19 protein-coding genes and 2 pseudogenes are annotated in these 22,982 nt (G+C 73.8%); 5 read left to right on the top strand and 16 right to left on the bottom strand.

Going from position 1 to position 22,982, the window contains the following annotated elements:
• Positions 1–385 precede the first annotated feature (385 nt).
• Complete coding sequence (locus tag IE271_RS27165) at positions 386–1,054, top strand: hypothetical protein (protein WP_190193073.1); 669 nt, start codon at positions 386–388, stop codon at positions 1,052–1,054.
• Between the two features lie 330 nt (positions 1,055–1,384).
• Here the strand turns inward: IE271_RS27165 and IE271_RS27160 are convergent, their stop codons facing one another.
• The 8 genes and pseudogenes from IE271_RS27160 to IE271_RS27125 form a co-directional block, all read right to left on the bottom strand.
• Positions 1,385–2,812 carry a recombinase family protein gene (locus IE271_RS27160; protein WP_190193072.1) on the bottom strand — a complete coding sequence of 476 codons (1,428 nt, stop codon included), beginning with the start codon at positions 2,810–2,812 and terminating at the stop codon, positions 1,385–1,387.
• Positions 2,813–2,848: 36 nt separating this feature from the next.
• Positions 2,849–3,727, bottom strand: a pseudogene (locus IE271_RS27155) (cytosine permease); the annotation flags it as partial.
• Positions 3,728–3,893: 166 nt separating this feature from the next.
• Positions 3,894–4,919: a TIGR03842 family LLM class F420-dependent oxidoreductase gene (locus IE271_RS27150; protein WP_190193071.1), complete on the bottom strand. Its 1,026-nt coding sequence runs from the start codon at positions 4,917–4,919 to the stop codon at positions 3,894–3,896.
• Between the two features lie 230 nt (positions 4,920–5,149).
• Complete coding sequence (gene hydA / locus IE271_RS27145) at positions 5,150–6,550, bottom strand: dihydropyrimidinase (protein WP_190193070.1); 1,401 nt, start codon at positions 6,548–6,550, stop codon at positions 5,150–5,152.
• Positions 6,551–6,711: 161 nt separating this feature from the next.
• The gene (locus tag IE271_RS27140; RefSeq protein ID WP_190193069.1) at positions 6,712–7,998 is read right to left on the bottom strand and encodes an aspartate aminotransferase family protein; all 1,287 of its coding nucleotides are present in this window, start codon (positions 7,996–7,998) and stop codon (positions 6,712–6,714) included.
• Positions 7,995–8,837, bottom strand: a complete 843-nt coding sequence (locus tag IE271_RS27135; RefSeq protein ID WP_190193068.1) for a nitrilase-related carbon-nitrogen hydrolase — start codon at positions 8,835–8,837, stop codon at positions 7,995–7,997. Before IE271_RS27135 ends, IE271_RS27140 begins: the two co-directional genes overlap by 4 nt.
• A 173-nt stretch (positions 8,838–9,010) precedes the next feature.
• Positions 9,011–10,717, bottom strand: a complete 1,707-nt coding sequence (locus IE271_RS27130; protein WP_190193067.1) for a hypothetical protein — start codon at positions 10,715–10,717, stop codon at positions 9,011–9,013.
• Positions 10,718–11,062: 345 nt separating this feature from the next.
• Positions 11,063–11,314, bottom strand: coding sequence for a helix-turn-helix domain-containing protein (locus tag IE271_RS27125; protein WP_190193066.1), 252 nt, complete (start codon positions 11,312–11,314; stop codon positions 11,063–11,065).
• Positions 11,315–11,364: 50 nt separating this feature from the next.
• Between IE271_RS27125 and map the strand changes: the two genes are divergently transcribed.
• Entirely contained in the window at positions 11,365–12,138 is a 774-nt protein-coding gene (map, locus tag IE271_RS27120) for a type I methionyl aminopeptidase (protein ID WP_190193065.1), read from the top strand.
• A gap of 198 nt (positions 12,139–12,336) precedes the next feature.
• On the opposite strand, the gene ggt is transcribed toward map, so the two are convergent.
• Positions 12,337–14,136, bottom strand: coding sequence for a gamma-glutamyltransferase (gene ggt / locus IE271_RS27115; protein WP_190193064.1), 1,800 nt, complete (start codon positions 14,134–14,136; stop codon positions 12,337–12,339).
• A gap of 101 nt (positions 14,137–14,237) precedes the next feature.
• Here ggt and IE271_RS27110 point away from each other — a divergent pair, with 101 nt between their 5' ends.
• Both IE271_RS27110 and IE271_RS42335 read left to right on the top strand, forming a co-directional pair.
• Entirely contained in the window at positions 14,238–14,999 is a 762-nt protein-coding gene (locus tag IE271_RS27110) for a hypothetical protein (RefSeq protein ID WP_190193063.1), read from the top strand.
• A 29-nt stretch (positions 15,000–15,028) separates the two neighbouring features.
• Positions 15,029–15,239: pseudogene (locus tag IE271_RS42335) on the top strand (acyl esterase); the annotation flags it as partial.
• Positions 15,240–15,274: 35 nt separating this feature from the next.
• Here IE271_RS42335 and IE271_RS27105 read toward each other — a convergent pair.
• The 5 genes from IE271_RS27105 to IE271_RS27085 all read right to left on the bottom strand — a co-directional run bounded on the left by IE271_RS27105 (position 15,275) and on the right by IE271_RS27085 (position 19,120).
• Positions 15,275–16,174: an amino acid ABC transporter permease gene (locus IE271_RS27105; RefSeq protein WP_190193062.1), complete on the bottom strand. Its 900-nt coding sequence runs from the start codon at positions 16,172–16,174 to the stop codon at positions 15,275–15,277.
• Positions 16,171–16,815 carry an amino acid ABC transporter permease gene (locus tag IE271_RS27100; protein WP_190193061.1) on the bottom strand — a complete coding sequence of 215 codons (645 nt, stop codon included), beginning with the start codon at positions 16,813–16,815 and terminating at the stop codon, positions 16,171–16,173. Before IE271_RS27100 ends, IE271_RS27105 begins: the two co-directional genes overlap by 4 nt.
• Before the next feature lie 9 nt (positions 16,816–16,824).
• Complete coding sequence (locus IE271_RS27095; RefSeq protein ID WP_190193060.1) at positions 16,825–17,745, bottom strand: glutamate ABC transporter substrate-binding protein; 921 nt, start codon at positions 17,743–17,745, stop codon at positions 16,825–16,827.
• 17 nt (positions 17,746–17,762) lie between these two features.
• On the bottom strand, positions 17,763–18,506 hold the full coding sequence (locus tag IE271_RS27090; RefSeq protein WP_190193059.1) for an amino acid ABC transporter ATP-binding protein: 744 nt from the start codon (positions 18,504–18,506) through the stop codon (positions 17,763–17,765).
• 161 nt (positions 18,507–18,667) lie between these two features.
• The gene (locus IE271_RS27085; protein WP_190193058.1) at positions 18,668–19,120 is read right to left on the bottom strand and encodes a DUF6278 family protein; all 453 of its coding nucleotides are present in this window, start codon (positions 19,118–19,120) and stop codon (positions 18,668–18,670) included.
• 185 nt (positions 19,121–19,305) lie between these two features.
• Between IE271_RS27085 and IE271_RS27080 the strand changes: the two genes are divergently transcribed.
• Positions 19,306–21,117, top strand: a complete 1,812-nt coding sequence (locus IE271_RS27080; RefSeq protein ID WP_190193057.1) for an SGNH/GDSL hydrolase family protein — start codon at positions 19,306–19,308, stop codon at positions 21,115–21,117.
• A gap of 296 nt (positions 21,118–21,413) precedes the next feature.
• Here the strand turns inward: IE271_RS27080 and IE271_RS27075 are convergent, their stop codons facing one another.
• Both IE271_RS27075 and IE271_RS27070 read right to left on the bottom strand, forming a co-directional pair.
• Positions 21,414–22,193: an exodeoxyribonuclease III gene (locus IE271_RS27075; RefSeq protein ID WP_190193056.1), complete on the bottom strand. Its 780-nt coding sequence runs from the start codon at positions 22,191–22,193 to the stop codon at positions 21,414–21,416.
• 126 nt (positions 22,194–22,319) lie between these two features.
• The gene (locus IE271_RS27070; RefSeq protein WP_190193055.1) at positions 22,320–22,955 is read right to left on the bottom strand and encodes an MBL fold metallo-hydrolase; all 636 of its coding nucleotides are present in this window, start codon (positions 22,953–22,955) and stop codon (positions 22,320–22,322) included.
• Positions 22,956–22,982 lie beyond the last annotated feature (27 nt).

Raw genomic sequence — 22,982 nt, 5'->3', positions numbered from 1 at the left:
CGCATCCGACGAACGATCTCGATCATGGGGCTGTGTCGTGGCCACAGCCACAGCCTCCCATCACCCCATGATCAAGATCTAGCCCTGTAGTACTAGGGCGCTCCGGACGGCCGTGCCGCGTATCGGGGTCATGCGCCGATCATGGCACGGCCCGCCCGCGGGACTCCGTCATCGCCCGCGGGACTCCCTCATCGCCCGCGGGACTCCGTCGTCGCCCGCGCGCGGGGCGTCCGCGCTCCCGCACGGGGCACAGGCCGTCGACGGCGGCCACGGTCACCGCACGGGTACGGAGCGAGTTCTCCCTTCCGCCTCACGGAGAGTCGTGTGACACTGTCGTCCCGTCCGCGTGCGGACCTCCGCACCATCCCCCCACGAGAGATGCGCCATGCGTTCTCTTCCTCTGCCGCTCGCGCTCACCGCGCGTCTGCTGCCGGTCGCCGTGCTCGCCTCGGCGGGCTGGGCGCTGGCCTCCGGCCCGCTCGCCCCGGCGTCGGAACCGGCCGCCCAGGACAGGCCGCCGCGGAAGTCGCAGGCGACGTCGGGGCCGTCCGAGTCGGCGGCGCCCGTCGCGTACCGCAGCGCGCCCGCGCCCTGCGGCAGCGTCGCCGGGAAGACGGTGGCCTCGCTGGTCCCGGGCGCGAAGGCGGTCGGCAAGGAGATCCCGTCGACGGACGAGTCCCTGCGCCGCACCTGCTCCTGGAACGCCCTGAAGGGCTACGACTACCGCTGGCTCGACGTCTCGTACGAGATCAAGGACGCGGAGAGCACCGCGGACACCGCGTTCGGCGAGCGGACGGAGAGCGGCGAGGCGGGCGAGGCCGAGTCCGGCCTGGGCGACGAGGCGTACTCCACGGTCGGTCTGACCACCGAGGACGAGCAGGAGACCCGGGAGGCGGTGGTCACCGTCCGGGTCTCCAACGCGCTCGTGGTCGTCACCTACAACGGCAGCGACTTCGAGACGAAGAAGGCGCCCGCCGCCGCCGGCATGCGCGAGGGCGCGCTGAAGGCGGCGAAGGAGGCCGTGGCCGCCTTGGACGAGGCCGACGAGGACTGACGCCTTCCGGACCCCTGGGGAACCGGCCGCCTCCCCGGGGCGCGGCTCAGCCCCGCGAGCTCCCCTGGCTTCTCCTGGCTCAACTGCCGAGCGGTCCGGGCGGCGCGGACACGGTCCCCGATCTGCCGGCGTCGGGCGATGACCCAGTCGGGCAGGGGATCGGATGGCACACATACACGCTGGTCAACAAAGTGATCATTGTCTGTACCACCCGTGGTACAACCGCACGGGCGGCACCACTCCGCCCCTCATGAGCGGCCCCCTCCGAGAACTTCCCAGGCGACCGGAGGGCGGACCAGCAGCGCCCACGGACCGTGGCTGGGGGCGTTGTCATCTCCACTTGATCTTTACCGCATCCGCGTCCCAGTATGTGCCGTCAGGCTGGCGTCCCGGCCGCGCCGGATACACCGTGACCGTCATCATCCAGTCCAGCACCGCGCGCTTGCGCGACAGGTCCAACGCGCCCCAGGCCGCCGCCACGTCCTCCGCGCCGACGAGGCCGGCGACCGGATTCACCTGGACCGCGGTCCGCAGCGTCGCCTCCGCCTTCTCCCGCCGGGCCCGCGCCGCGGCCGTGGCCACCCGCCACTCCTGCATGTCCATCTCGCCCGCGCCGAGCGCTTTCGCCAGCTCGTCCAGCATGGCCCGCGACTCACGGAGATCCCGCTGCGCCTCGCGCGTGTCCACCGGGTCCTCCCGCTGCGCGAGGAGGTCAGCGGCGTCCGGCCGCGACAACCGCTTGATGATGTACGACTGCACCCACTTGTCGAGCTTGTCGAGGTCCCGCGTTACGCACCCCTTCTCCCGGCACTTGTACTCCTTGCGGACCGTGCCGGGCGCCAGGCCCTTCTTCTTCTGCGCGCCCTTCGAGTTGGCCTTGAGGGTGCCGCCGCACGGGCCGCACAGGTAGATGCCCGACCCCAGGTGCTTACGCACGTTGGACGCGGTCGGCATGCGGGAGGGGTCGTCGAGGACGGCGCACAGGCTGCGCCATGTCGGCTCGTCGACTGCGGCGTCCCACTCGGACGGGCCGGCTTCCTGCCCGCGGTGCTGGAGGATGCCGGCGTTGCGGGGACGCCGCAGCATCTGCCCGAGGTTGCTGCCCTCCCACAGGGCGCCGGTGGACGTGCGCAGGCCGCGCAGGTTCAAGTCCGCGGCCACGGACCGGACGGAGGCCCCGGCGAGGATCGCCTCGGTGGACTCGCGGATGACGGTGATCTCCTCGGGAACCGGGGTCACGCCGTCCTCTTCCCAGCCGTACGGGCGCGGCCCGCCGCTCCACTCACCGCGCTGGACCTTCTGCTCGCGTGCTCGCCGCTGCCGCTCGATCATCCGCTCGACCTCGTAGCGGGCCTGGACGCCGAGCTGCCGGGCGATCATGCGGCCGGTGGCGGTGGTGAGGTCGAGGTGGCCGGCCTTGACGGTGCGGGTCTCGATGCGGCGGGGCTCGCAGACGTCGATGTACTCCTCCAGCTCGACGGGGCGGCGGTGGAGGCGGTCGGTGTGCCAGGCCAGGACGGTGCCGTAGGCGCCGGCGCGGAGGTCCTCGAGCATCTGCTCGTAGTCGGGGCGCGGCTTGCCGCTGTAGGCCGACAAGTCGTTGTCGGCGTAGACGCGGACGACGGTGAGGCCGAGCTGCGCGGCGAGCTCTTCGCAGTCCTCGCGCTGGCGGTCGATGCCGAGTCCGCCGCCTTCGCGGTCTTCGCTCATGCGGCAGTAGATGCAGGCGAGTTCGGGGTCTGCGGGGTCGTGGCGCATGCCCGGCATGATGACACGTTAGAGGGGGGTTCCGCGAGTATTCGGTAGGCCGAGGCTCTGGCCCCACACCTGGGCGCGCTGGCCCTTCCCGAAGCGCGTGAAGTCCGGGATGTTCAGCGACAGCGTGGCCCAGAAGCCGATCATGCCTATCAGGCCGGGGAAGAAGACCGGCCAGAAGTTGGCGCCCCAGCCCAGCTCGGAGGGGCGGCTCAGCAGGGTGCCGAGGCCGCCCGCCCTGCCAGCGATCCACACCAGCAGGACGACCGCGCCGACGAGGACGAAGGGCGCGGCCCAGTTCTCGAAACGGCGCAGGGTCTCCATGCCCCGGGCGATGACGGCGAGTTCGAGGAGCCAGAAGAGGCCGAAGCACACCCACAGCGTCCACGGCTGGCCGGCGACCCGCGCGGCGCCGGTCCAGCCGCCGAAGATGTTGCCGAGCAGCAGGAAGATCCCCTGGCCGCCGATCCAGGTCTGGATGCCGAACCAGCAGCAGGCCACGGCGGCCCGGATCAGCGCGGGCAGGTTGGCGCCGCGCAGCCCGAAGGAGGCGCGCGCGAACACCGGGAACGGTATGCCGTACTTGGGTCCCGCGTGCCCGGTGAGCAGCATCGGGACCAGCACGATCAGGTTGGCGAGCGCGATGGTGAACACCGCCTGGCGCCAGTCCATGCCGAGGGCGATGAGGCCGGAGGCGAGGGTCCAGGAGGGGATGCAGTGCGCCATGCCGATCCACAGGGCGACGAAGTTGTACGTCGTCCAGTGGCGGTCGGCGACGGGGACGGGCCGCAGGTCGTCGTTGGCGAACGGGTTGCCCCCGGAGGAGGTCTGCGGGAACGCCCCTGGGGTGAGTTCGACGCGGCCCTCGGCGTCCACGGTCTGGGTCGCCGGCGGCCCCGTGGGAACGGTGTCGGTCATGAGCAGGCCAATCGTGAGACGGGACGGGAGTGGCCGTGCGGGAACGGTGGAACCGTGCGGGTGGCGCCGTGCGGGGCGTGGGCGGAGCCGTGCGGGGGCAGGGGATGGAGTTGTGCGCGGCGGGCGAAGCCGTGCGGGTGCGGTCCCAAGGGGGCGGGCGGGTGCCTCAGGAGGTCCGGGCGACCGCCGGGATCACCGCCGTCCCGTAGACGTCGACGACCCTCTCCTGCGCGTCGTGCATGGCGTACACCGCGAACTGGTCGACGCCCAGCTCCCGCAGGGCGTTCAGCTTCTCGACGTGCGCCTCGGGCGGGCCGATCAGGCAGAACCGGTCGACGACGTCGTCGGGCACGAACGCGGTGTCCGGGTTGCCGCTGCGCCCGTGGTGCGCGTAGTCGTAGCCCTCGCGGGCCTTGATGTAGTCGGTCAGCTCCCGCGGCACCGCCTCGGAGCGGTCGCCGTACTTGGCGACGAGGTCGGCCACGTGGTTGCCGACCATGCCCCCGAACCAGCGGCACTGCTCGCGGGCGTGCGCGAGCGCCCCGGGCGAGTCGTCCTCGGTGACGTAGGCGGGCGCGGCCACGCAGACGGTGATCCCGGAGGGGTCGCGTCCGGCCGCCGCCGCCGCGTCCCGGACCGCCCGGACCATGTACGCGGTCAGGTACGGGTCGGCCAGCTGGAGGATGAAGCCGTCGGCCACCTCGCCCGCGGTCCTCAGCGCCCTGGGCCCGTACGCCGCCATCCAGACCGGCAGCTCGGCGCCCGGCCGCACCCACGGCAGCCGCAGCGGGGTGCCGTCGACCTCGGCCTCCTCTCCCCGGGCCAGGGCCCGGATGACGCGGACGGCCTCGGCGACCCGGGCGAGGGTGTCGGGCCTGCGCCCGGCCACGCGCATCGCGGAGTCGCCGCGGCCGATGCCGCACACGGTGCGGTTGCCGTACATGTCGTTGAGGGTCGCGAAGGTGGAGGCGGTGACCTCCCAGGTACGGGTACCGGGATTGGTCACCATCGGGCCGACCGTCAGCCTCCGCGTCTGGGCGAGGATCTGGCTGTAGATCACGAAGGGCTCCTGCCAGAGCACGGCGGAGTCGAAGGTCCAGCCGTAGCGGAAGCCGTTGCGCTCCGCGCGCTTCATCAGGCTGATCACCCGGGAGGCGGGCGGGTCGGTCTGCAGGACGAGTCCGAAGTCCATGATCACCACTCCTGGTAGGGGCGCCGAGGGTGCGGCTAGTGCCGTGACCGGAAAGGTCTGCCGTGGGCTCGCGGCGTCCGGTGCGGTGCGTCGCGAGGCGGAGGACCACCCTCGTACCGGGCGTACCCGGGTGGTTCCGACAACGCGGCGTGGGGGTCCCCCCTGCTCGAAGAGCCAGGGGGAGTGCCGTGCCGGGCGTCGTGAGCCGGTGAACCTTTCCGGTCACGGCACTAGCTCAGGTACTGGCAGGTGGAGCGGGGGGTGTAGGTGCCGTGCCCGGCGCGGCCGGTGAACTCCCGGCCGGTGACGACGAACTCGCCGCGCGACAGGACGGTCTCGACGCGGCCGGTCACGCGCCGGCCCTCGTACGCCGAGTAGTCGACGTTCATGTGATGGGTCTCCGCGGAGATCACCTGCTCGGCGTGCGGGTCGTAGACCACGACGTCGGCGTCGGCGCCCGGGGCGATGGTGCCCTTCTTCGGGTACAGGCCGAACATCCGGGCCGGGGTGGCGCAGGCGATCTCGATCCAGCGGCGGCGCGAGATGCGGCCGTCGACGACGGCCTGGTGGAGCAGGTCCATCCGGTTCTCCACGCCCGGCAGGCCGTTGGGGATCTTCGAGAAGTCGCCCCGGCCCAGCTCCTTCTGGCCGGAGAAGCAGAAGGGGCAGTGGTCGGTGGAGACGACCTGGAGGTCATTGGTGCGCAGGCCCTGCCACAGGGCGGCCTGGTGGTCCCTGGGACGCAGGGGTGTGGAGCACACGTACTTCGCGCCCTCGAAGTCCGGCTCGGCGAGGTTGTCGGTGGACAGGAAGAGGTACTGCGGGCAGGTCTCGCCGAACACGTCCAGGCCCTCGTCCCGGGCACGGGCCAGCTCGGCCACCGCCTCCCGCGCCGAGACGTGCACGACGTACAGGGGCGCGCCGGCGACCTGCGCGAGCCGGATCGCCCGGTGCGTGGCCTCGGCCTCCAGCAGCGCCTTGCGCACCTCGCCGTGGTACCGGGGGTCGGTCTCGCCGCGCGCGAGCGCCTGCTCCACGAGGACGTCGATCGCGATGCCGTTCTCGGCGTGCATCATGATCAGCCCGCCGTTCCCGGCGGCCTGCTGCATGGCCCGCAGGATCTGCCCGTCGTCGCTGTAGAAGACGCCGGGATACGCCATGAACTGCTTGAACGAGGTGACGCCCTCGGTCACCAGGAGGTCCATCTCCTTGAGCGTCTCCTGGTTCACGTCGGAGACGATCATGTGGAAGGCGTAGTCGATCGCGCACCTGCCGTCGGCCTTGGCGTGCCAGGCGTCGAGGCCCTCGCGCAGCGGGCGGCCCACGCTCTGCACGGCGAAGTCGACGATCGTGGTGGTGCCGCCCCAGGCGGCGGCGCGGGTGCCGGTCTCGAAGGTGTCGGAGGCGTAGGTGCCGCCGAAGGGCATCTCCATGTGCGTGTGCCCGTCGACGCCGCCCGGGATCACGTACTTGCCGGTCGCGTCGACGGTCCGCTCCGCCGTCCAGGCGCCGGCGGCCGGGGTGCCGGTCGCGGCGAGGGCGGCGATCCGGCCGTCCTCGATCAGGACGTCGGCGTGCATCTCGTCGGAGGCGGTGACGACGAGGCCACCGCGGATGACAGTACGGCTCATGCTCCCTCTCCTTCCGGTGGTGCGTGTATGCGCTGGGCAGGGCCCGTGGGGCGGGCCACGGGGCGGCGCCGTTCCGCGGGGGTGAAGGACGGGGCGGGGGCTCCCCGGGCCGGGCGCCGGACCGCCCGGCCCGGGGACGACGCGGGGAGCGGACGGCCGTGCTACCGCACGCTCCTCAGCGCCCGCTCCAGGATCGCGGCGCCCTCCTCGGCCTCCGCGACGGTGAGCGACAGGGGCGGGGCGATGCGGAGCACGCTGGTGTCGTGGCCGCCGCCCTTGCCGATCAGCAGGCCGCCCGCGCGGGCCGCCTCCAGCACCTCGGCGGCCGCCTCCGGGTCGGCCTCGTCCGTGCCGGGGCGGACCAGCTCGACGCCGATCATGAGTCCGCGCCCGCGCACCTCCCGTACGCCGGGCAGTCCCGCCGTGGCGGCCCGCAGCAGCTCGGCGAGGAGGCCGCCGACGCGCCGGGCGTTGCCCTGCAGGTCGTGCTCCAGCAGGTACGTGAGGTTGGCGAGGCCCGCCGCCATGGTGACCGGGGAGCCGCCGAAGGTGGAGATGGAGTTGGCGTCGAGGCAGTTCATGATCTCGGCGCGGGCGACGACGCCGCCGACCGACATGCCGTTGCCGATGCCCTTGGCGAAGGTGACCATGTCGGGCGGGCCGTTCTGGGCGTGCGCCTGCCAGCCCCAGAAGTGGTCGCCGGTGCGGCCCCAGCCGGTCTGCACCTCGTCGGCGATCCACAGCACGCCGCGTCGCTGCAGCACCTCGCGGAAGGCCGCGTACAGGCCGTCGGGCGGCGAGGTGAACCCGCCGACGCCCTGGACCGGCTCGGCGATCAGCGCGGCGGGCGGGCGGACGTGGCCGAGCAGGTCCTCCAGGTCGGCCACGCACGCCTGGACGAACGCGGCGTCGTCGAGGTGGGCGTAGGGGCCGCGGGTGCGCACGCCGCCGTGCACGTACAGCGTCTGCAGCGGCGACAGGGCCGTCGGGGACCAGCCGCGGTTGCCGGTGACGCCGACCGCGCTGAAGGAGCGGCCGTGGTAGCTGTTGCGCATCGCCAGGATCTGGTTGCTGCGGCGGTAGGCGGTCGCCAGCAGCAGGGCGGTGTCGTTGGCCTCGGTGCCGGAGGTGGTGAAGAAGACCCGGGCGTCGGGGATGCCGGAGATCTGCGCGATCCGCTCGGCCAGCTCCACCATCGGGCGGTTGAGGTAGAGCGTGGAGGAGTGGATGATCCGCCCGGCCTGCTCGGCGACCGCCTTGGTGACCTCGGGCAGCGCGTGCGCGGTCATCGTGGTGAGGATGCCGCCGAAGAAGTCGAGGTAGCGGTTGCCGTCGGCGTCCCACACGTGGCGGCCCTCGCCGTGCGTGAGCTCCAGGGGGTCGCGGTAGTACAGCGCGAGCCAGTCGGGCAGGACGGCGCGGTGGCGGCGGTGCAGCTCCCCGGTCACGGCCGCACCAGCCCCTCGTAGGCGTCGGGCCGCCGGTCGCGGTAGAAGGCCCACTGCTGCCGGACCTCGTCGATCAGGCCGAAGTCCAGGTCGCGCACGACGAGTTCCTCGCTCTTGTCGTCGGCGACGTCGCCGACGAACCGGCCGCGCGGGTCCACGAAGTAGCTGGTCCCGTAGAAGTCGTTGTCGCCGTACTCCTCCTGGCCGACGCGGTTGATCGCGGCGACGAAGTACTCGTTGGCGACCGCCGCGGCGGGCTGCTCCAGCTGCCACAGGTAGGCGGACAGGCCGCGCGAGGTGGCGGACGGGTTGTAGACGAGCTGGGCGCCGTTGAGGCCGAGCTGCCGCCAGCCCTCGGGGAAGTGGCGGTCGTAGCAGATGTAGACGCCGATCTTCCCGACGGCGGTGTCGAAGACCGGCCAGCCCACGTTGCCCGGCTTGAAGTAGTACTTCTCCCAGAAGCCCTTGACCTGCGGGATGTGGTGCTTGCGGTACTTGCCGAGGTAGCTGCCGTCCGCGTCGATCACGGCGGCGGTGTTGAAGTAGAAGCCGGACTGCTCGACCTCGAAGACGGGGACGACGATCACCATGCCGGTCTCGCGGGCGAGCGCCTTCATGCGGGTGACGGTCGGGCCGTCCGGCACGGGCTCGGCCCAGCGGTAGTGCTCGGGCTCCTGGACCTGGCAGAAGTAGGGGGCGTTGAACACTTCCTGGAATCCGATGACCCGCGCGCCCTGCCGGGCCGCCTCGCGGGCGTGCTCCTCGTGCTTGGCGACCATCGACTCGGTGTCGCCGGTCCAGGTCGCCTGGACCAGGGCGGCGCGTACGACATTGGCCATGAGCTGCTCCTTCGACGGGACGTCAGAGAGCCTCTACGCCCGTAGAAGCGGGCCGTAGAGGGACGAACGTAAGGCTCCGGAGCGGCCTTGCCAAGACCGTCGTCGTCAACGCGCGGGGTCGATCGTGTTTCCCACACCTGTGGGTGACGCCCCGTGCGCCGGCGCCCCGCGCGTCACGCGGTGAAGCCGGCGACGCGCAGCGCGTGCACGAGGTCCCAGTGGCGTTCCTCGGAGACGGCCCCGGCCGCCTCCAGGAGCAGCGGCACGAGCCGCCCGGGGTCGGGGGACGCGCTCTGCGCGGCCTCGGCGGGGGTGCGCATCCGGACGTGGGCGTCCAGGAGCGCGCGCACCGCGCGGTCGCGGCCCTCGGCGGCGAGGACGAGCACCGCCTCCCCGATCTCCTCCGCCGGGCGCACCACGCCCTGCCGCAGCAGCTGCTCCCCGTCCGCGGCGCGGCCCGCCGCGACCAGCGCGTCGGCCGCGGCGACCAGCCGGGCGGGCGGCAGCGAGGCGGCCTCCCACAGCAGCGTGGACCGGTCGGCGCCGAGGCCGGCGCGGTCCAGTGCGGCGGCGAGCGCCGGCAGCCGGTCGGCGGGCCAGGACACGGCCTCGGCGAGCAGGGCGTGCGCCTCGCCGCTGCGGCCCTCGGCGCGCAGCCGGACGAGCCGGCCGACGGTCTCGGCGACGATCCCCCGCGCCTCCTCTGCGGGGTCCGGCAGACCGGCGGCGGCGCCGGCCGACGACTGCGCCGGGGACGCCTCCTGCGCGGCGCCCGCGAACCGGGCACCGCGCGGGGTGCGCCGCGCCGGGGCGGCGGGGGCGGGCGGCTCCGGCACGGGGGCGACGGCGGCCCCGCCCTCCTCCGGCATCCCGGCGAACCGGGCGCCGCCCCGCAGCCGCCGCCTGCCGCGCTGCCCGGGGAGGCGCCGCGCGGCGGCGCCGGGCCCGTCGGGCCCGCCTCCGGCGGCCCCGTCCCCGCGCGCCTCGCCGGCCTCGCGCACCGCGGACGCGGACGCAGGCGCCTCGGGACCGTACTCCTCGGGTCCGGGCGCCTCGGGTCCGGACGCCTCGGACCACTGCCCCTCGGGCCCGTACGGAGCGGGGACCGGGAGGGCCGGGACGGAGGCGTCCCGCGCGGCGGCCGGGCTCTTTGCGGACGGCGCCCCGGCCGCCGGGGCTCCCGCGGACGGCACCCCGGCCGCCGTGTGCCGGACCGGCCGGGGCTCCGGGGACGGCTCCCCGCCGGGCGGGGCGTCCGCCGTCCCGTGCGCCTCGCGCCGGAAGACCGTCGCCCCGCTCCCCGGCGGGAACGCCAGCGGGGCCCCGTCCCCGGACGCGGCGCCGGGGTCCTGCCGGGCGGGGCCGCCCCAGGACCGGCGGTCCAGCACCTCCATACGGGTCCTGAGCTCGGCGCACCGGGCGGTGGCGCGCTCGTGGTCGTCGCGGGCCCAGGCCAGGTCGCGGCGGAGGGCGTCGGACTCCTCGGCGGTCGCGGCGACGCTCAGCGCCCGCGCGAGCCCCTCCTGCCGCTCGGCGGCGTAGCGCTGCTCCCGGAGCATGATGTCGAGGCGGTCGCCGAGGGCGTCGCGGCCGCCGGGCCGCGCGTCGTGGGCGTGGGACGACGCCCGGTGCAGCGCCCGCGCCCGTTCGGTCTCCCGGGCCGCGGCCTCCGCGCCGTATGCGGCCGCGAAGTCCTGCAGGAGCGCCTCCACGACGTCCCACGGCGGCACCTCGGCCCCGTCGAGGCAGGCGCGCATCCCGTCGGGATCGCGCTGCCGGAACACGCCGTACCAGCCGCCGCCCTGGTCGAGCAGGGCCGCCAGCTCCCGCAGGTACCCCGCGAACTCCCGCACCTGGCGCGGGAGTTGTTCCACTGTCATCACATCCACCCCACGCGAGACTGGAGTACTCCGTTCCGGCAGAGAACACCAGTCGTGTTACGTGATCGCTACGGCGGGTTTTCGTACCGGACGCGGAGCGCTCCTCCCCTTCCGGAGTGTGACGCTACCGGGAACGGACACCCGCCGACACGAAAGCGCAGGCGGGAAGTCGGGCGCCCGGCGACCGGCGCAGGCGCGCACGATCCGGCACGGGCGCACGGACCCCGGCACGGGCGCACGGACCCCGGCCCGGGACCCGCCACCCGGAGCGAGGACTCACACTCCCCGGCCGGAGCGCACGGAGCAAGGACTCACAGCCCCGGTCGGAGCGCACGGGGCCGGGGCTCACACCGCGATCGGAGCGCACGCTCCCGCGAGCTCGTCCATCGACAGGCCCAGGACCCGGGCCAGCGCGGCGACCGTGAAGAACGCCGGCGTCGGCGCGCGGCCCGTCTCGATCTTGCGCAGCGTCTCCGCCGACAGACCGGCGCTGGCGGCGACCTCCACCATGCTGCGGCCGCCGCGGGCCTCGCGCAGCAGCCGGCCGAGCCGCTCGCCGCGCTCGCGCTCTTCAGGGGTCAGGGGGGTGCGCACCATGCCCCCATTCTAATACCGTCTCCGCCATGGCGACCGGTAAAGTAATTGGCATGGTGGAACTGAAGACGGACGCGGCGATGGACGCGATGCACGAGGCGGGGCAGGTCGTGGGACGGGCCCTCACGGCCGTGCGGGAGGCCGCCGACGTGGGCGTGTCCCTGCTGGAGCTGGACGAGGTGGCGCACGGCGTGCTGCGGGACGCGGGGGCGTCCTCCCCCTTCCTCGGCTACCACCCCTCGTTCGCGCCGACCCCCTACCCCGCGGTCGTCTGCGCGTCCGTCAACGACGCCATCGTGCACGGCATCCCGGACGGCTACCGGCTGCGCGACGGCGACCTCGTCTCCGTCGACTTCGGCGCCGAGCTGGGCGGCTGGGTCGGCGACTCCGCGATCAGCTTCGTCGTGGGTTCGCCGAGCACCGCCGACCTGCGGCTGGTGGAGACCGCCGAGCGCGCCCTCGCGGCGGGCATCGGGGCGGCGGTCGTCGGCAACCGCATCGGCGACATCGCGCACGCCGTCGGCTCGGTCTGCCGCGCGGCGGGCTACGGCGTGCCGGACGGCTTCGGCGGCCACGGCGTGGGCCGCCGCATGCACGAGGACCCGCCCGTGCCCAACGAGGGCCGTCCCGGCAGCGGGCTGCCGCTGCGCCACGGCATGGTCCTGGCGATCGAGCCGATGCTGATCGGCGGCGGCACGGACGGCTACCACGCGGCGCCCGACGGCTGGACGCTGAGGACGGACGACGGCTCGCGCGCCGCCCACGTCGAGCACACGGTGGCGATCACGAACGACGGCCCGCGCGTCCTGACCGCCCGCACGTCCTGACCGCCCGTACCTCCTGACGGCCGGCCGTCCCGCGCCCGACGGCTCCCGTGCCACTGCGGCCCCACCGCCCCCGACGGCCGGGCCGCCCCGCTTCCCCGCGCCCGTCCTCCCCGTCCGCACGGGAAGGGGCGGGTGCCCCGGACCGCTCCTCACCGCGGTCCGGGGCACCCGCCCCTGTCCCCTCTCCGTTCCGGCCCGTCACCTGCCGGGCCGGACCACCATCGCCGAGCCGCCGCCCCGGCGCTCGGTCTCGGCCGCCGCCAGCCACCTGCCGTCCGCCAGGCGCTGGACGCCCGTCGCGGCGCCGATCTCGGGGTTCGCCTTGAAGGCGTGCCCCAGGGACTCCAGGCGGGCCCTGAGCGGGCTGTCCCACAGGCCCGGTTCGAGTTCCGTGGTCGCCGCGTTGCGCTGGCTGGCGCGCGGCGCCGCGATCGCGTCGACGAGCGGCATGCCGCGGTCCAGGAAGTTGGTCAGCGTCTGCAGCACGGTCGTGATGATGGTCGCGCCGCCCGGCGAGCCGAGGGCGACGACCGGCTTGTCGTGCCGGTCCAGGACGATCGTCGGGGAGATCGACGAGCGCGGCCGCTTGCCCGGGCCGGGCAGGTTCGGGTCGTGCACGTCCGGGCTCGCGGGCGCGAAGGAGAAGTCCGTCAGCTCGTTGTTGAGCAGGAAGCCGCGCCCGGGCACGGTGATGCCGCTGCCGCCGGTCTGCTCGATGGTGAGGGTGTAGGCGACGACGTTGCCCCACTTGTCGGCGACCGTCAGGTGCGTGGTGTTCTCGCCCTCGTACGTCGTCGGGGCCGCCTTGCCGCCGGTGCGGCAGGACTCCGGGTCGCGCGGGTCGCCGGGCGCCAGCGGACTGGTGAGCACCGCGTCGTCGCGGATCAGGCAGGCCCGCGAGTCGGCGTACCGCTGCGACAGCAGCCCCTTCGTCGGCACGTCCTCGAAGGCGGGGTCGCCGACCCAGCGGCCCCGGTCGGCGAACGCGATGCGGCTCGCCTCGATGTACCGGTGCAGGTACCGGACCTCGGACGCCTTGGAGAGGTCCGTGCGCTCCAGGATGTTCAGCGCCTCGGCGACCGACGTGCCGCCCGAGGAGGAGGGCGCCATGCCGTAGACGTCGAGTCCGCGGTACGAGGTCCGCGTCGGCGCCTGCCGCTTCACCTCGTAGGCCGCGAGGTCCTTCAGGGACAGGTCGCCGGGGCGGGCGACGCGGCCGGAGTCCGGGTCGACGGGCGGCTCGTTGACGGTGTCGACGATGTCCTCGGCCAGATCGCCGCGGTACAGCGCGCGTACGCCCTTGCGGCCCAGCTCCGCGTAGGTGCGCGCGAGGTCGGGGTTCTTGAAGGTCGAGCCGACCACGGGCAGTTCGCCGCCGGGCAGGAACAGCTTCGCCGTGTCCGGGAAGTCCGCGAAGCGCTCCTGGTTGGACTGGGTCTGCGAGCGGAAGGTCGCGTCGACGGCGAAGCCGTCGCGGGCGAGCTTCTCGGCGGGCCGCAGCAGCGTGCCGAGCTTCCTGCTGCCCCAGCTGTCCAGCGCCGCCTGCCAGGTGGCGGGGGTGCCGGGGGTGCCCACGCCCAGCCCGCTGGTGACGGCGTCCGCGAACGCGACCGGCTTCCCGTCCTCCAGGAACAGGTCCTCGTCCGCGGTCAGCGGCGCCGTCTCGCGGCCGTCGATCGTGTGCACCTTGCGGGACTTCGCGTCGTAGTAGACGAAGTAGCCGCCTCCGCCGATGCCCGCGGAGTAGGGCTCGGTGACGCCGAGCGCGGCGGCCGTGGCGACGGCCGCGTCGACCGCGTTGCCGCCCTTGCGCAGCACCTCGACGCCAGCGGCGGAGGCGTCCGCGTCGACGCTGGCCACGGCCCCGCCGTAGCCGGTGGCCACCGGTGTCTTGACGGGCGCGTCGGCGCCCGTGGCCGGCGGCGCCGCCGCGCCGACCGAGACCACGGCGGCCGAGACCGCGAGGGCCGCCAGTTTCCGTGCGACAGGACGCCGCATCCGTACCTCCAGTCGACTGCCGTCCGCCCTGCGGGACGGATCACATGGTCCGGACAGATTCCCTCGAACACGGCTGCGTATGCCAGTTACCATCCCCGCCCATGAATGACGACGTGCGCAACATCGTCCTCGGCGTGGCGGCGACCGGCATCAGCGCCGCGCTCGGCTGGCTCGCGCGTACCTACCTGTGGCGGCGCAGGCTCCGCCGCAAGCAGGCGTTCTTCGGGCTGCCCGACCACTCCGAGTCGCTGCTCGTCGTGAACCGCGACGCGGGCAGCTCCGAGCTCGCGGTGCACCGGTACGACGTGTTCGCCCTCCTGGAGCTCTCCGCGCTGATCAAGGACTGCGGCGCACACGCCGAGGTGATCACCCAGGACGCGGCCCGGCAGGGCTTCGGGGAGCGGACGGAGTTCTGCCTCGGCGGTCCCGGGTCGAACCGGCGCATGGCGGCCCACCTGCGGGCCATGCTGCCCGGGGTGCGGGTGAACACCGACCGGGAACCGGGCCCGGACCGGCTGGCGTTCCGGATCGGCACCGAGCACTACCGCATGGAGTCGGGGCTGGCCGAGTACGTCCTGCTGGCCCGCCTCACCGCGGGCCGGGAGCGGGGCACCAGACCCGTCTTCCTCTTCTGCGGCCAGCGCGCGATCACCAACCAGGCGGCGACCCGCTATCTCGCCCGCCACCACGAGCGGCTGGCGCGCAAGTACGGGGGCGACTCCTTCGTGCTGCTGCTGAAGGTCGTCAACTCCCAGGCGTACGGGCCGGACGTGGTCGAGCTGGTCGCGGACGTCACGCGGGCCGCGCGGACCGCGCCGCCCGCCGCCGCGGCGTCCGGAGTCCCCTCCGGGGCCGGTGCCTGAGCCGCCGTCCGCCCCGTTCCCCTGCCGCGTCCCGCGGGCGGACGCCGGGCCGGCCGTCCGCCGCCGGCCCGGAGCTGTGCTCCGCGGCCCGCGGCGTCCCGGCCGGACACCGGCTCGCCCTGGTGGCCGACGCCGTCGGCCCCCTCTGCACCGGGCACGGCCCGTCCGGCGCGCAGCTGACCTTCTCCTCGTCCGCGGCCGACCCGTCGTGACGGATCGATCCCGCTGCGCGAGCAGTGATCACCGGCTGCTGCCGGGCGGGCATGGCCCTTCAGCTACTGCCTCCCGGGTTCCCGGGGGCCAGGAGGCACCCCCCTCGGCAGCAGCGTCCCTGGTTCGGCCGGGGCGACGTCCACGGCCTCCGTCTTGGGACTGCGCCGCTCCCACCGGGCCACCCAGTGGGCGAGCCGGGAGAGCAGCATGCACATCCCGATGTAGATCGGCGAGATCACCACGACCACGGGGATGAACGGCAAATCGTAGTCGAGATTCGAAGCGATCAGTTTCCCGGCATGGAGGAACTCCTCGTAGGTGATCAGGAAGCCCAGCGAGGTGTCCTTCAGGGCCACCACCAGCTGGCTGATGATGGCGGGCAGCATCGCCCGCACCGCCTGGGGCACCAGGACGTACGTCATGACCTGGGTCTTGCGCATGCCGAGCGCGAACGCGGCCTCCCGCTGGCCGCGTTCGACGGCCGCGACGCCGGAACGGAACACCTCGGCGAGGACCGAGCCGTTGTAGAGGGTCAGCCCGGCGACCAGCGCGGGCAGCGGCTGGACCTTCAGCGCCACGAAGACGAAGAAGATCATCACCAGGACGGGCATGGCCCGGAAGAACTCCACGACCACGGTGGCCGCCCAGCGCACCGGCCGGTGGTCGGAGAGCCGCCCGGCGGCCAGGACGGCGCCGAGCGCCAGCGACAGCACCGCGGCGATCGCGAACGCCTTGAGCGTGTTGCCCAGGCCCCGCAGCAGCATCCGCTGGATGCCCTCGTACTGGAAGGGCGTCCACTTGGTGTGCGTGAACTGGCCGGTGTCGAAGAGCAGGTACACCACCCAGGCGACCAGGGCCAGGACCGCGGCGGTGGTCAGGATCCCGTAGAGGCGGTGGCGCCGGCGGGCGCGGGGGCCCGGAACGTCGTAGAGGGCGGTGGCCCCCGGGGCGGCCGCGGTCATCGGGCGACTCCCCACGTGCGCTCCAGCGCGGTGAACAGGGCACTGATCGCCAGGGTGACGACCAGGTAGCCGAGGGCGATCCAGACGAAGGTCCACACGACGTCGTAGCCGAGCTCGCCGAGCGTCTTGTAGGTGCCGAGCAGCTCGGTGACGCTGAACGCGCCCGCGATCGCGGAGTTCTTGGCGAGCGCGATGAGCGTGGAGCCGACCGGCGGGATCACCGACCGGAAGGCCTGCGGCAGCACGACGAGGGTCAGGGTCTGGCCGAAGGTCATGCCCAGGCTGCGGGCCGCCTCGCCCTGGCCGCGCGGCACGGTGTTGATCCCCGAGCGCAGCGCCTCGCAGATGAACGCCGAGGTGTAGCAGCCCAGCGCGAGGACCGCGAACACCTTGAACGGCAGCACGAGCCCGAAGCGCGGCAGGCCGAGCAGCACCGCGAAGAACAGCAGGGTGAGCGGGGTGTTGCGCAGGACCGCCACCCACACCGTCCCGACGGCCCGCAGGGAGGCGACGGGCGCGACCCGGAAGGAGGCCATGAGGAAGCCGAGGGCGAGGGCCAGCAGGGAGGAGTAGACGGTGAGCTCGACGGTGCCGAGGAAGCCCTCGCCGAAGAGGGGGAGGTTGTCGGTCAGTACGTTCACGGCACCCCCTCAGCCCCGGTAGCGGTCGACGGCGGGCGGGGCGGGCGCCGGCACGCCCGACAGGCCGAGCGTGGCGTCGTAGGCCTTCTTCCAGTCGCCGTTGCGTTCACGGGCCTCCAGGGCGTCGTCGAGGGCGAGGCGGAGGGTGTCGTCGCCGTGCGGGACGCCGATGCCGTAGGGCTCCTGCGAGAAGGGCTCGCCGGTCACCCTCAGTTCGTCGGGGACCTTCGCCGCGTAGCCGATCAGGATCGCGTCGTCGGTGGTGACGGCGTCGACCTGGTAGGTGAGCAGGTTGTCGACGCAGATCGAGTACGTGTCGTACGCGACCAGGCGGGCCTTCGGGTGGTCGGCGCGGATGCGCTGGTACGGGGTGGAGCCGGAGGCCGAGCACACCCGCCTGCCCGCCAGGTCCCGCGGCCCGCGGATGCCGTCCTCGCCGGTGCGCACCAGCAGGGACTGCCCCGCCATGTAGTAGGGGCCGGCGAAGCCGACGAGCTTCTTGCGGTTGTCGTTGATGGTGTAGGTGCCGACGTAGTAGTCGATCTGCCCGTTCTGCAGGGCGGTCTCGCGGTTGGCGGAGGCGATCGTCCGGAAGCGGATCCCCGCGGGGTCCAGGCCGAGCGAGGCGGACACCATCCTGGCGATCTCGATGTCGAAGCCGGAGTAGCGGCCGCTCGCCGGGTCCTTCTCGCCGAGGTAGGGCTGGTCCTCCTTGGCCCCGACGGTGAAGTACCCGCGCTGACGGGCGCGCCTCCAGGTGGCCGAGCCGTCGAGCCGGACGTTCTTCGCGACCCCGTAGACGGGCAGTTCGTCGGGGGCCGGGCCCTTGACGGGCGGGCTGCCCTCCTTGCCGCAGCCGGCCGCGGCGAGCGCCGCGCACAGCAGCGCCGCCAGGGCGCGCCCCGCTCGTGCCGCACGTGTCGTACGCATTCGGGTCCACACCCCCGTCAGTGTTTGAGGATCTTGGAGAGGAAGTCCTTGGCCCGGTCGCTGTGCGGGTTCGTGAAGAACTCCTCCGGGGTGCGGTCCTCGACGATGCGGCCGTCGGCCATGAACACGACGCGGTGGGCGGCGGAGCGCGCGAAGCCCATCTCGTGGGTGACGACGACCATGGTCATGCCCTCGCGCGCCAGCTGCCGCATGACCTCGAGGACCTCGTTGATCATCTCCGGGTCGAGCGCGGAGGTCGGCTCGTCGAAGAGCAGGGCCTTGGGGTCCATGGCGAGGGCCCGGGCGATCGCGACGCGCTGCTGCTGGCCGCCGGAGAGCTGGGCGGGGTACTTGTCGGCGTGCGCGGCGAGGCCCACCCGGTCCAGGAGTTCCCGGGAGCGCCTCTCGGCCTCGCCCTTCTTGCGGCCCCTGACCTTGACCTGGGCGAGGGAGACGTTCTGCAGGACCGTCCTGTGCGCGAAGAGGTTGAAGGACTGGAAGACCATGCCGACCTCGGCGCGGAGCCGGGCGAGCGCCCTGCCCTCCTCCGGCAGCGGCCGTCCGTCGAGCGCGACGGTGCCGGACTCCACGGTCTCCAGCCGGTTGATCGTCCTGCACAGCGTGGACTTGCCGGACCCCGAAGGGCCGACGATCACGACCACCTCCCCTTTGCCCACGGTGAGATCGATGTCCCGCAGGACGTGCAGATCGCCGTAGTACTTGTTGACGTCACGCAGCTCGATCAGAGGATCGACAGCCATGCTCAGCCCTACTCACTCTCAGCTGTGTCGCGATGGCCGCAAACTATCCAGACAAGAGTGACGCCTCGCGTAGACACGCACATTTCGGGCAATAGCCGTATTTACCTCTGTACCGGGCTGATAAGCGGAGCGCCGGGTGTCCGGGGGGCCGCCGGAGGGGGTCAGTCCTCGGCCACCTCGGCGTACACCTGGGAGAGTTCGGGCACGCCGCTGGCCGCCCACTCGTGGCCGGAGGCCACCACGTCGACCTCCCGGCCGGAGGCCATCCGCACCACGGGCCGCCCGCTCGGCCACACCTGCCACACCGCGCCGGGCACCGTGCGCACGATGACGGTGCCGAGGTAGAGGCCCGCGTCGTTGCCCAGCCAGGCCAGGGTGTCCTCGTCGTCGCGCCAGCGCGGCAGCAGCTGGTCCAGCTCCTCCAACGAGGTGGTGGAGTTGTCCAGTTCGACCCCCGCCAGGTGCGCCTGGGAGCGCAGCAGCTCGCACTCCGAGAGGAGTTCCGCGACGCCCTCGGGGTCGCCGCCCCCGTCACCGGGGACGACCGCGGCCCCGTCGCCCCCGTCTGCATGATCCCGCTTCTTGCGCCGGTTGCCCAGGAAAGGGATGTTCATACCCCCAGCCTTTCATTTGTATCGGGCCGGGCACCACAGGCGCGCGGGCCGCCTATTCCGGGGAAGTTCGCACCGAGTTCGCGCCCGGCTCATTGACGCGTCCCCGCCGCCTCTTTAGCTTCGCTGGGCGCCTGTGGTTCCACGGGCCGTCCGTCGTCTCGTCGGTGAGCGGGAGGAGTTCGTTCGTGCGCCGAGGTGTGATCGGTCCGGCCCTCGCCCTGGCCCTGCTGGCGGCGGCGCCCCCGGTGGCGGCGCGGGCCGACGACGGCCGTGCCGCACGGGCCGCCGAGGACCGTGCCGCGCAGGCCGTCGAGGACCACGCCGCGCGGCCCGTTCCGCTCGACCGGCTGTTCGACAACCGGGCGGTCAGCGACGACGCGCGTCCCGGCGCGGCGGACTTCGACGGCTCCGGCGCCTCCCTGTCGGCCCAGGACCTGGCCGCCGCGGGCTGGACGCCGGGGCGCTCCCTGACGGTCCAGGGCGCCCGGCTGACCTGGCCGCGCCCCGCGGCGGGCCGGCCCGACAACGTCCGCGCCGACGGCCAGACCGTCCGCGTGCGCGGCCGCGGCGACGCCCTCGCCTTCCTGGCCGCGGGCACCGGCGGCGAGGACCTCACGGGCACCGGCACGGTCCGCTACGCCGACGGCTCCCGCTCCGCCTACCGGCTGGACGTCGGCGACTGGCGCACCGGACCGCTCGCCACGAAGGCGGTGGCGCTCCCCCACGTCAACACGCCCGGCGGCCGCCTCGCCGAGCGGGCCCGCCTGTACGTCGTGACCGTGCCGCTCGCACGCGGCCGCGAGGTGGCCTCCGTACACCTGCCGCGCGAGCCCGACCTGCACGTGTTCGCGCTGTCCGTGCGCGGTGACACGGCGGGCTGGACCGGCAGCTGGGCCGCCTCCACATCCGGGCAGCCGCCGGCCGGCCCCTGGACGGACCGGACGCTGCGGCTGGTCGTGCACACCTCGGCGGGCGGGCCGCGGGTGCGGCTGCGCTTCGACAACACCTTCGCGGGCACGCCGGTGCGGATCGGCGCCGCGACCGTCGCCGTGCGGGAGTCCGGCGCGGCTCCCCGGCGGGCACCCGTGCCGCTGTCGTTCCGCGGCGCGGCGGGCACCGGGATCCCGGCGGGCGCGCAGGAGTTCAGCGACCCGCTGGGCTTCGACGTGCCGGCCGACACCGATCTGCTGGTCAGCTTCCACCTGCCCGGGACCGTGGCCGCGGCGCCCGTGCACAGCCTGGCCGTGCAGCGCTCGTACGTCAGCGAGCCGGGCGACCACACCGCGGACGCCTCGGGGGCGCCCTACACCTCGACGATCGCCACCTGGCCGCTGCTGACCGGCGTCGACGTGAGCGGCGGGCCCGGGTCCGTGGTGCTGCTCGGCGACTCGATCACGGACGGCGAGAAGTCCACGGTGGACGCGAGCCGCCGCTGGCCGGACGTGCTCTCCGACCGGCTGCGCGCCCAGCGCGAGGTGCCCCGCTACGGGGTCCTCAACCAGGGGATCTCCGCCAACCGCGTGGTCACCGACCGCTATCCGGGCGACGGCGTGTCCACCGACACCGGCGGGGTGAGCGCCCTGCACCGGCTCGACCGCGACGTGTTCGCGCAGACCTCGGCGCGTACGGCGGTGGTCTTCCAGGGGATCAACGACGTGCGCTGGGGCGCCACGGCGGACCAGGTGATCGCCGGGCTGCGGGAGATCGCCGGCCGCGCCCACGCCCGCGGGGTGCGCGTCCTGGCCGCGACGGTCGCGCCCTGCGAGGGCGAGGCGCGCTGCACGGCCGCGGCCGACGCGCAGCGCACCGCGGTCAACGCCTATCTGCGCTCCACCGGCGACTTCGACGGCGTCCTCGACTTCGACGCCGTGCTGCGCGACCCCGACCGCCCGGCGCGGATGCTGCCCGCGTACGACAGCGGGGACCACCTGCACCCCGGGGACGCGGGTCTCGCGGCGCTGGCGGACTCGGTGGACCTGCGGGAACTGGTGCCGTAGCCGGTCCGGGACGGCGGGCGGAACGCGTCCCGCCGGGCCGGGGACCCGCGCCACCCGTCCCGGCTGAACGGGCGTCACCTGTTCCGGTTGGGCGGGCACCTCCCCGTCCCGGCCGGGCGGGCGCCTCCTGGCTCTGCCGGGCGGGCACCTTCCGTCCCGGCTGAACGGGCGTCACCTGTTCCGGCCGGATCGGCGTCCGCCGGCCAGTCGGGTGGGTGTCCGCCGTCCGGCCGGGTGGGCGGCCGGACGAGGTGGGCGGCCGGACGGGCTCGGTCCACCGGTCCGGACGGACGGGCTCAGACGTCCAGGTCGACCACGACCGGCGCGTGGTCCGAGGCGCCCTTGCCCTTGCGCTCCTCGCGGTCCACGTAGGCGTCCGTGACGGCCTTGGCGAACGGTTCGTTGCCGTACACCAGGTCGATGCGCATGCCGCGGTTCTTGGGGAAGGCGAGCTGGCGGTAGTCCCAGTACGTGTACGGGTGGTCGTACTTCAGCGGGCGCGGCACCACGTCCTGCAGGCCCGTGCCGCGCAGGGCGGCGAGGGCCTCGCGCTCGGCCGGGGTGACGTGCGTGGACCCCTCGAAGACGGTGAGGTCCCAGACGTCGTCGTCCGTCGGCGCCACGTTGTAGTCGCCGAGGACGGCGAACGGGCGGCCGCCCGCCGCGTCCTGCGCGACCGCCGCCCGCAGCGCCTCGAACCACTGGAGCTTGTACTCGTAGTGGGGGTGGCCCACCTCGCGGCCGTTGGGCACGTAGACCGACCAGACGCGGACCGGGCCGCAGGTCGCCGACACGGCGCGGGGCTCCTCGACGCCCTCGTAACCGGGGCCGCCCGGCAGGCCCTTGACCACGTCCTCCAGGCCGACGCGGGAGAGCAGCGCCACGCCGTTCCACCGCCCCGTCGCGTTCACCGCCGACTCGTAGCCCAGTTCACGCAGCGCGTCGACGGGGAACTGCTCGGCGGTGGTCTTGGCCTCCTGGAGGCACAGCACGTCCGTACCGCTGCTCTCCAGCCAGGCCAGCAGCCGCGGGAGGCGGGCGGTGATCGAGTTCACGTTCCAGGTGGCGATGCGCATGGACCACAACCTACCCGGCGGGTGCGACAACGGACGGCCGGAGGGCCGGGGCGCGCGTCCCCGCCCTCCGGCCGCCGACGCGGATCGCCTGCGCGGGCCGGCGGGGCGGTGGGCCACCGGCGCGGCTCAGAGGTCGGTGGAGGAGCCCGGGGCCAGCCGGAGGTGCTCCGTGCCGCCCAGCGCACCGATCTGGCGGTCGTAGACCGGGCGCGCCAGGTCGGCGAGGAGGGCGTCGTGGACGTCGTACGCGCGCTGCGGCCTGACCTCGCGTACGTAGTCGATGACCTCGGAGATCTTGTTCCAGGGGGCCATGACCGGGAGCATCAGCGTCTCCACCGGCCGGTCCGGGACGGTGAACGCGTCACCCGGGTGGAAGACGCGGCCGCCGTCGATCAGGTAGCCGACGTTGGTGATGCGCGGGATGTCCGGGTGGATGACCGCGTGCAGCTCGCCGTGCACCTGCACGTCGAACCCGGCGGCGGTGAACGTGTCGCCGTGGCCGACGGTGTGCACCCGCCCCGGGAACGCCGCCGCGAGCCGCTCCGCCACCGATTTCAGCGTCCAGATCTCGGCGGCCGGGTTCGCCTCCAGGCCCACCCGCAGCCGCCCCTCGTCGAAGTGGTCCGGATGCTCGTGCGTGACCAGGATCGCGTCCGCGCCGACCGCCGCGTCCTCCTCGCTGAAACCGCCCGGGTCGACGACGAGGGTGCGGCCGTCCTTCTCCAGGCGGACACAGGCATGCGACTTCTTCGTGAGCTTCATGGCTCCATCCTGCCCCCGCCCCGGCGG

Source organism: Streptomyces minutiscleroticus (genome assembly GCF_014650875.1).
GTDB lineage: Bacteria > Actinomycetota > Actinomycetes > Streptomycetales > Streptomycetaceae > Streptomyces > Streptomyces minutiscleroticus.
This window is presented reverse-complemented; position numbering and strand designations above follow the sequence as displayed.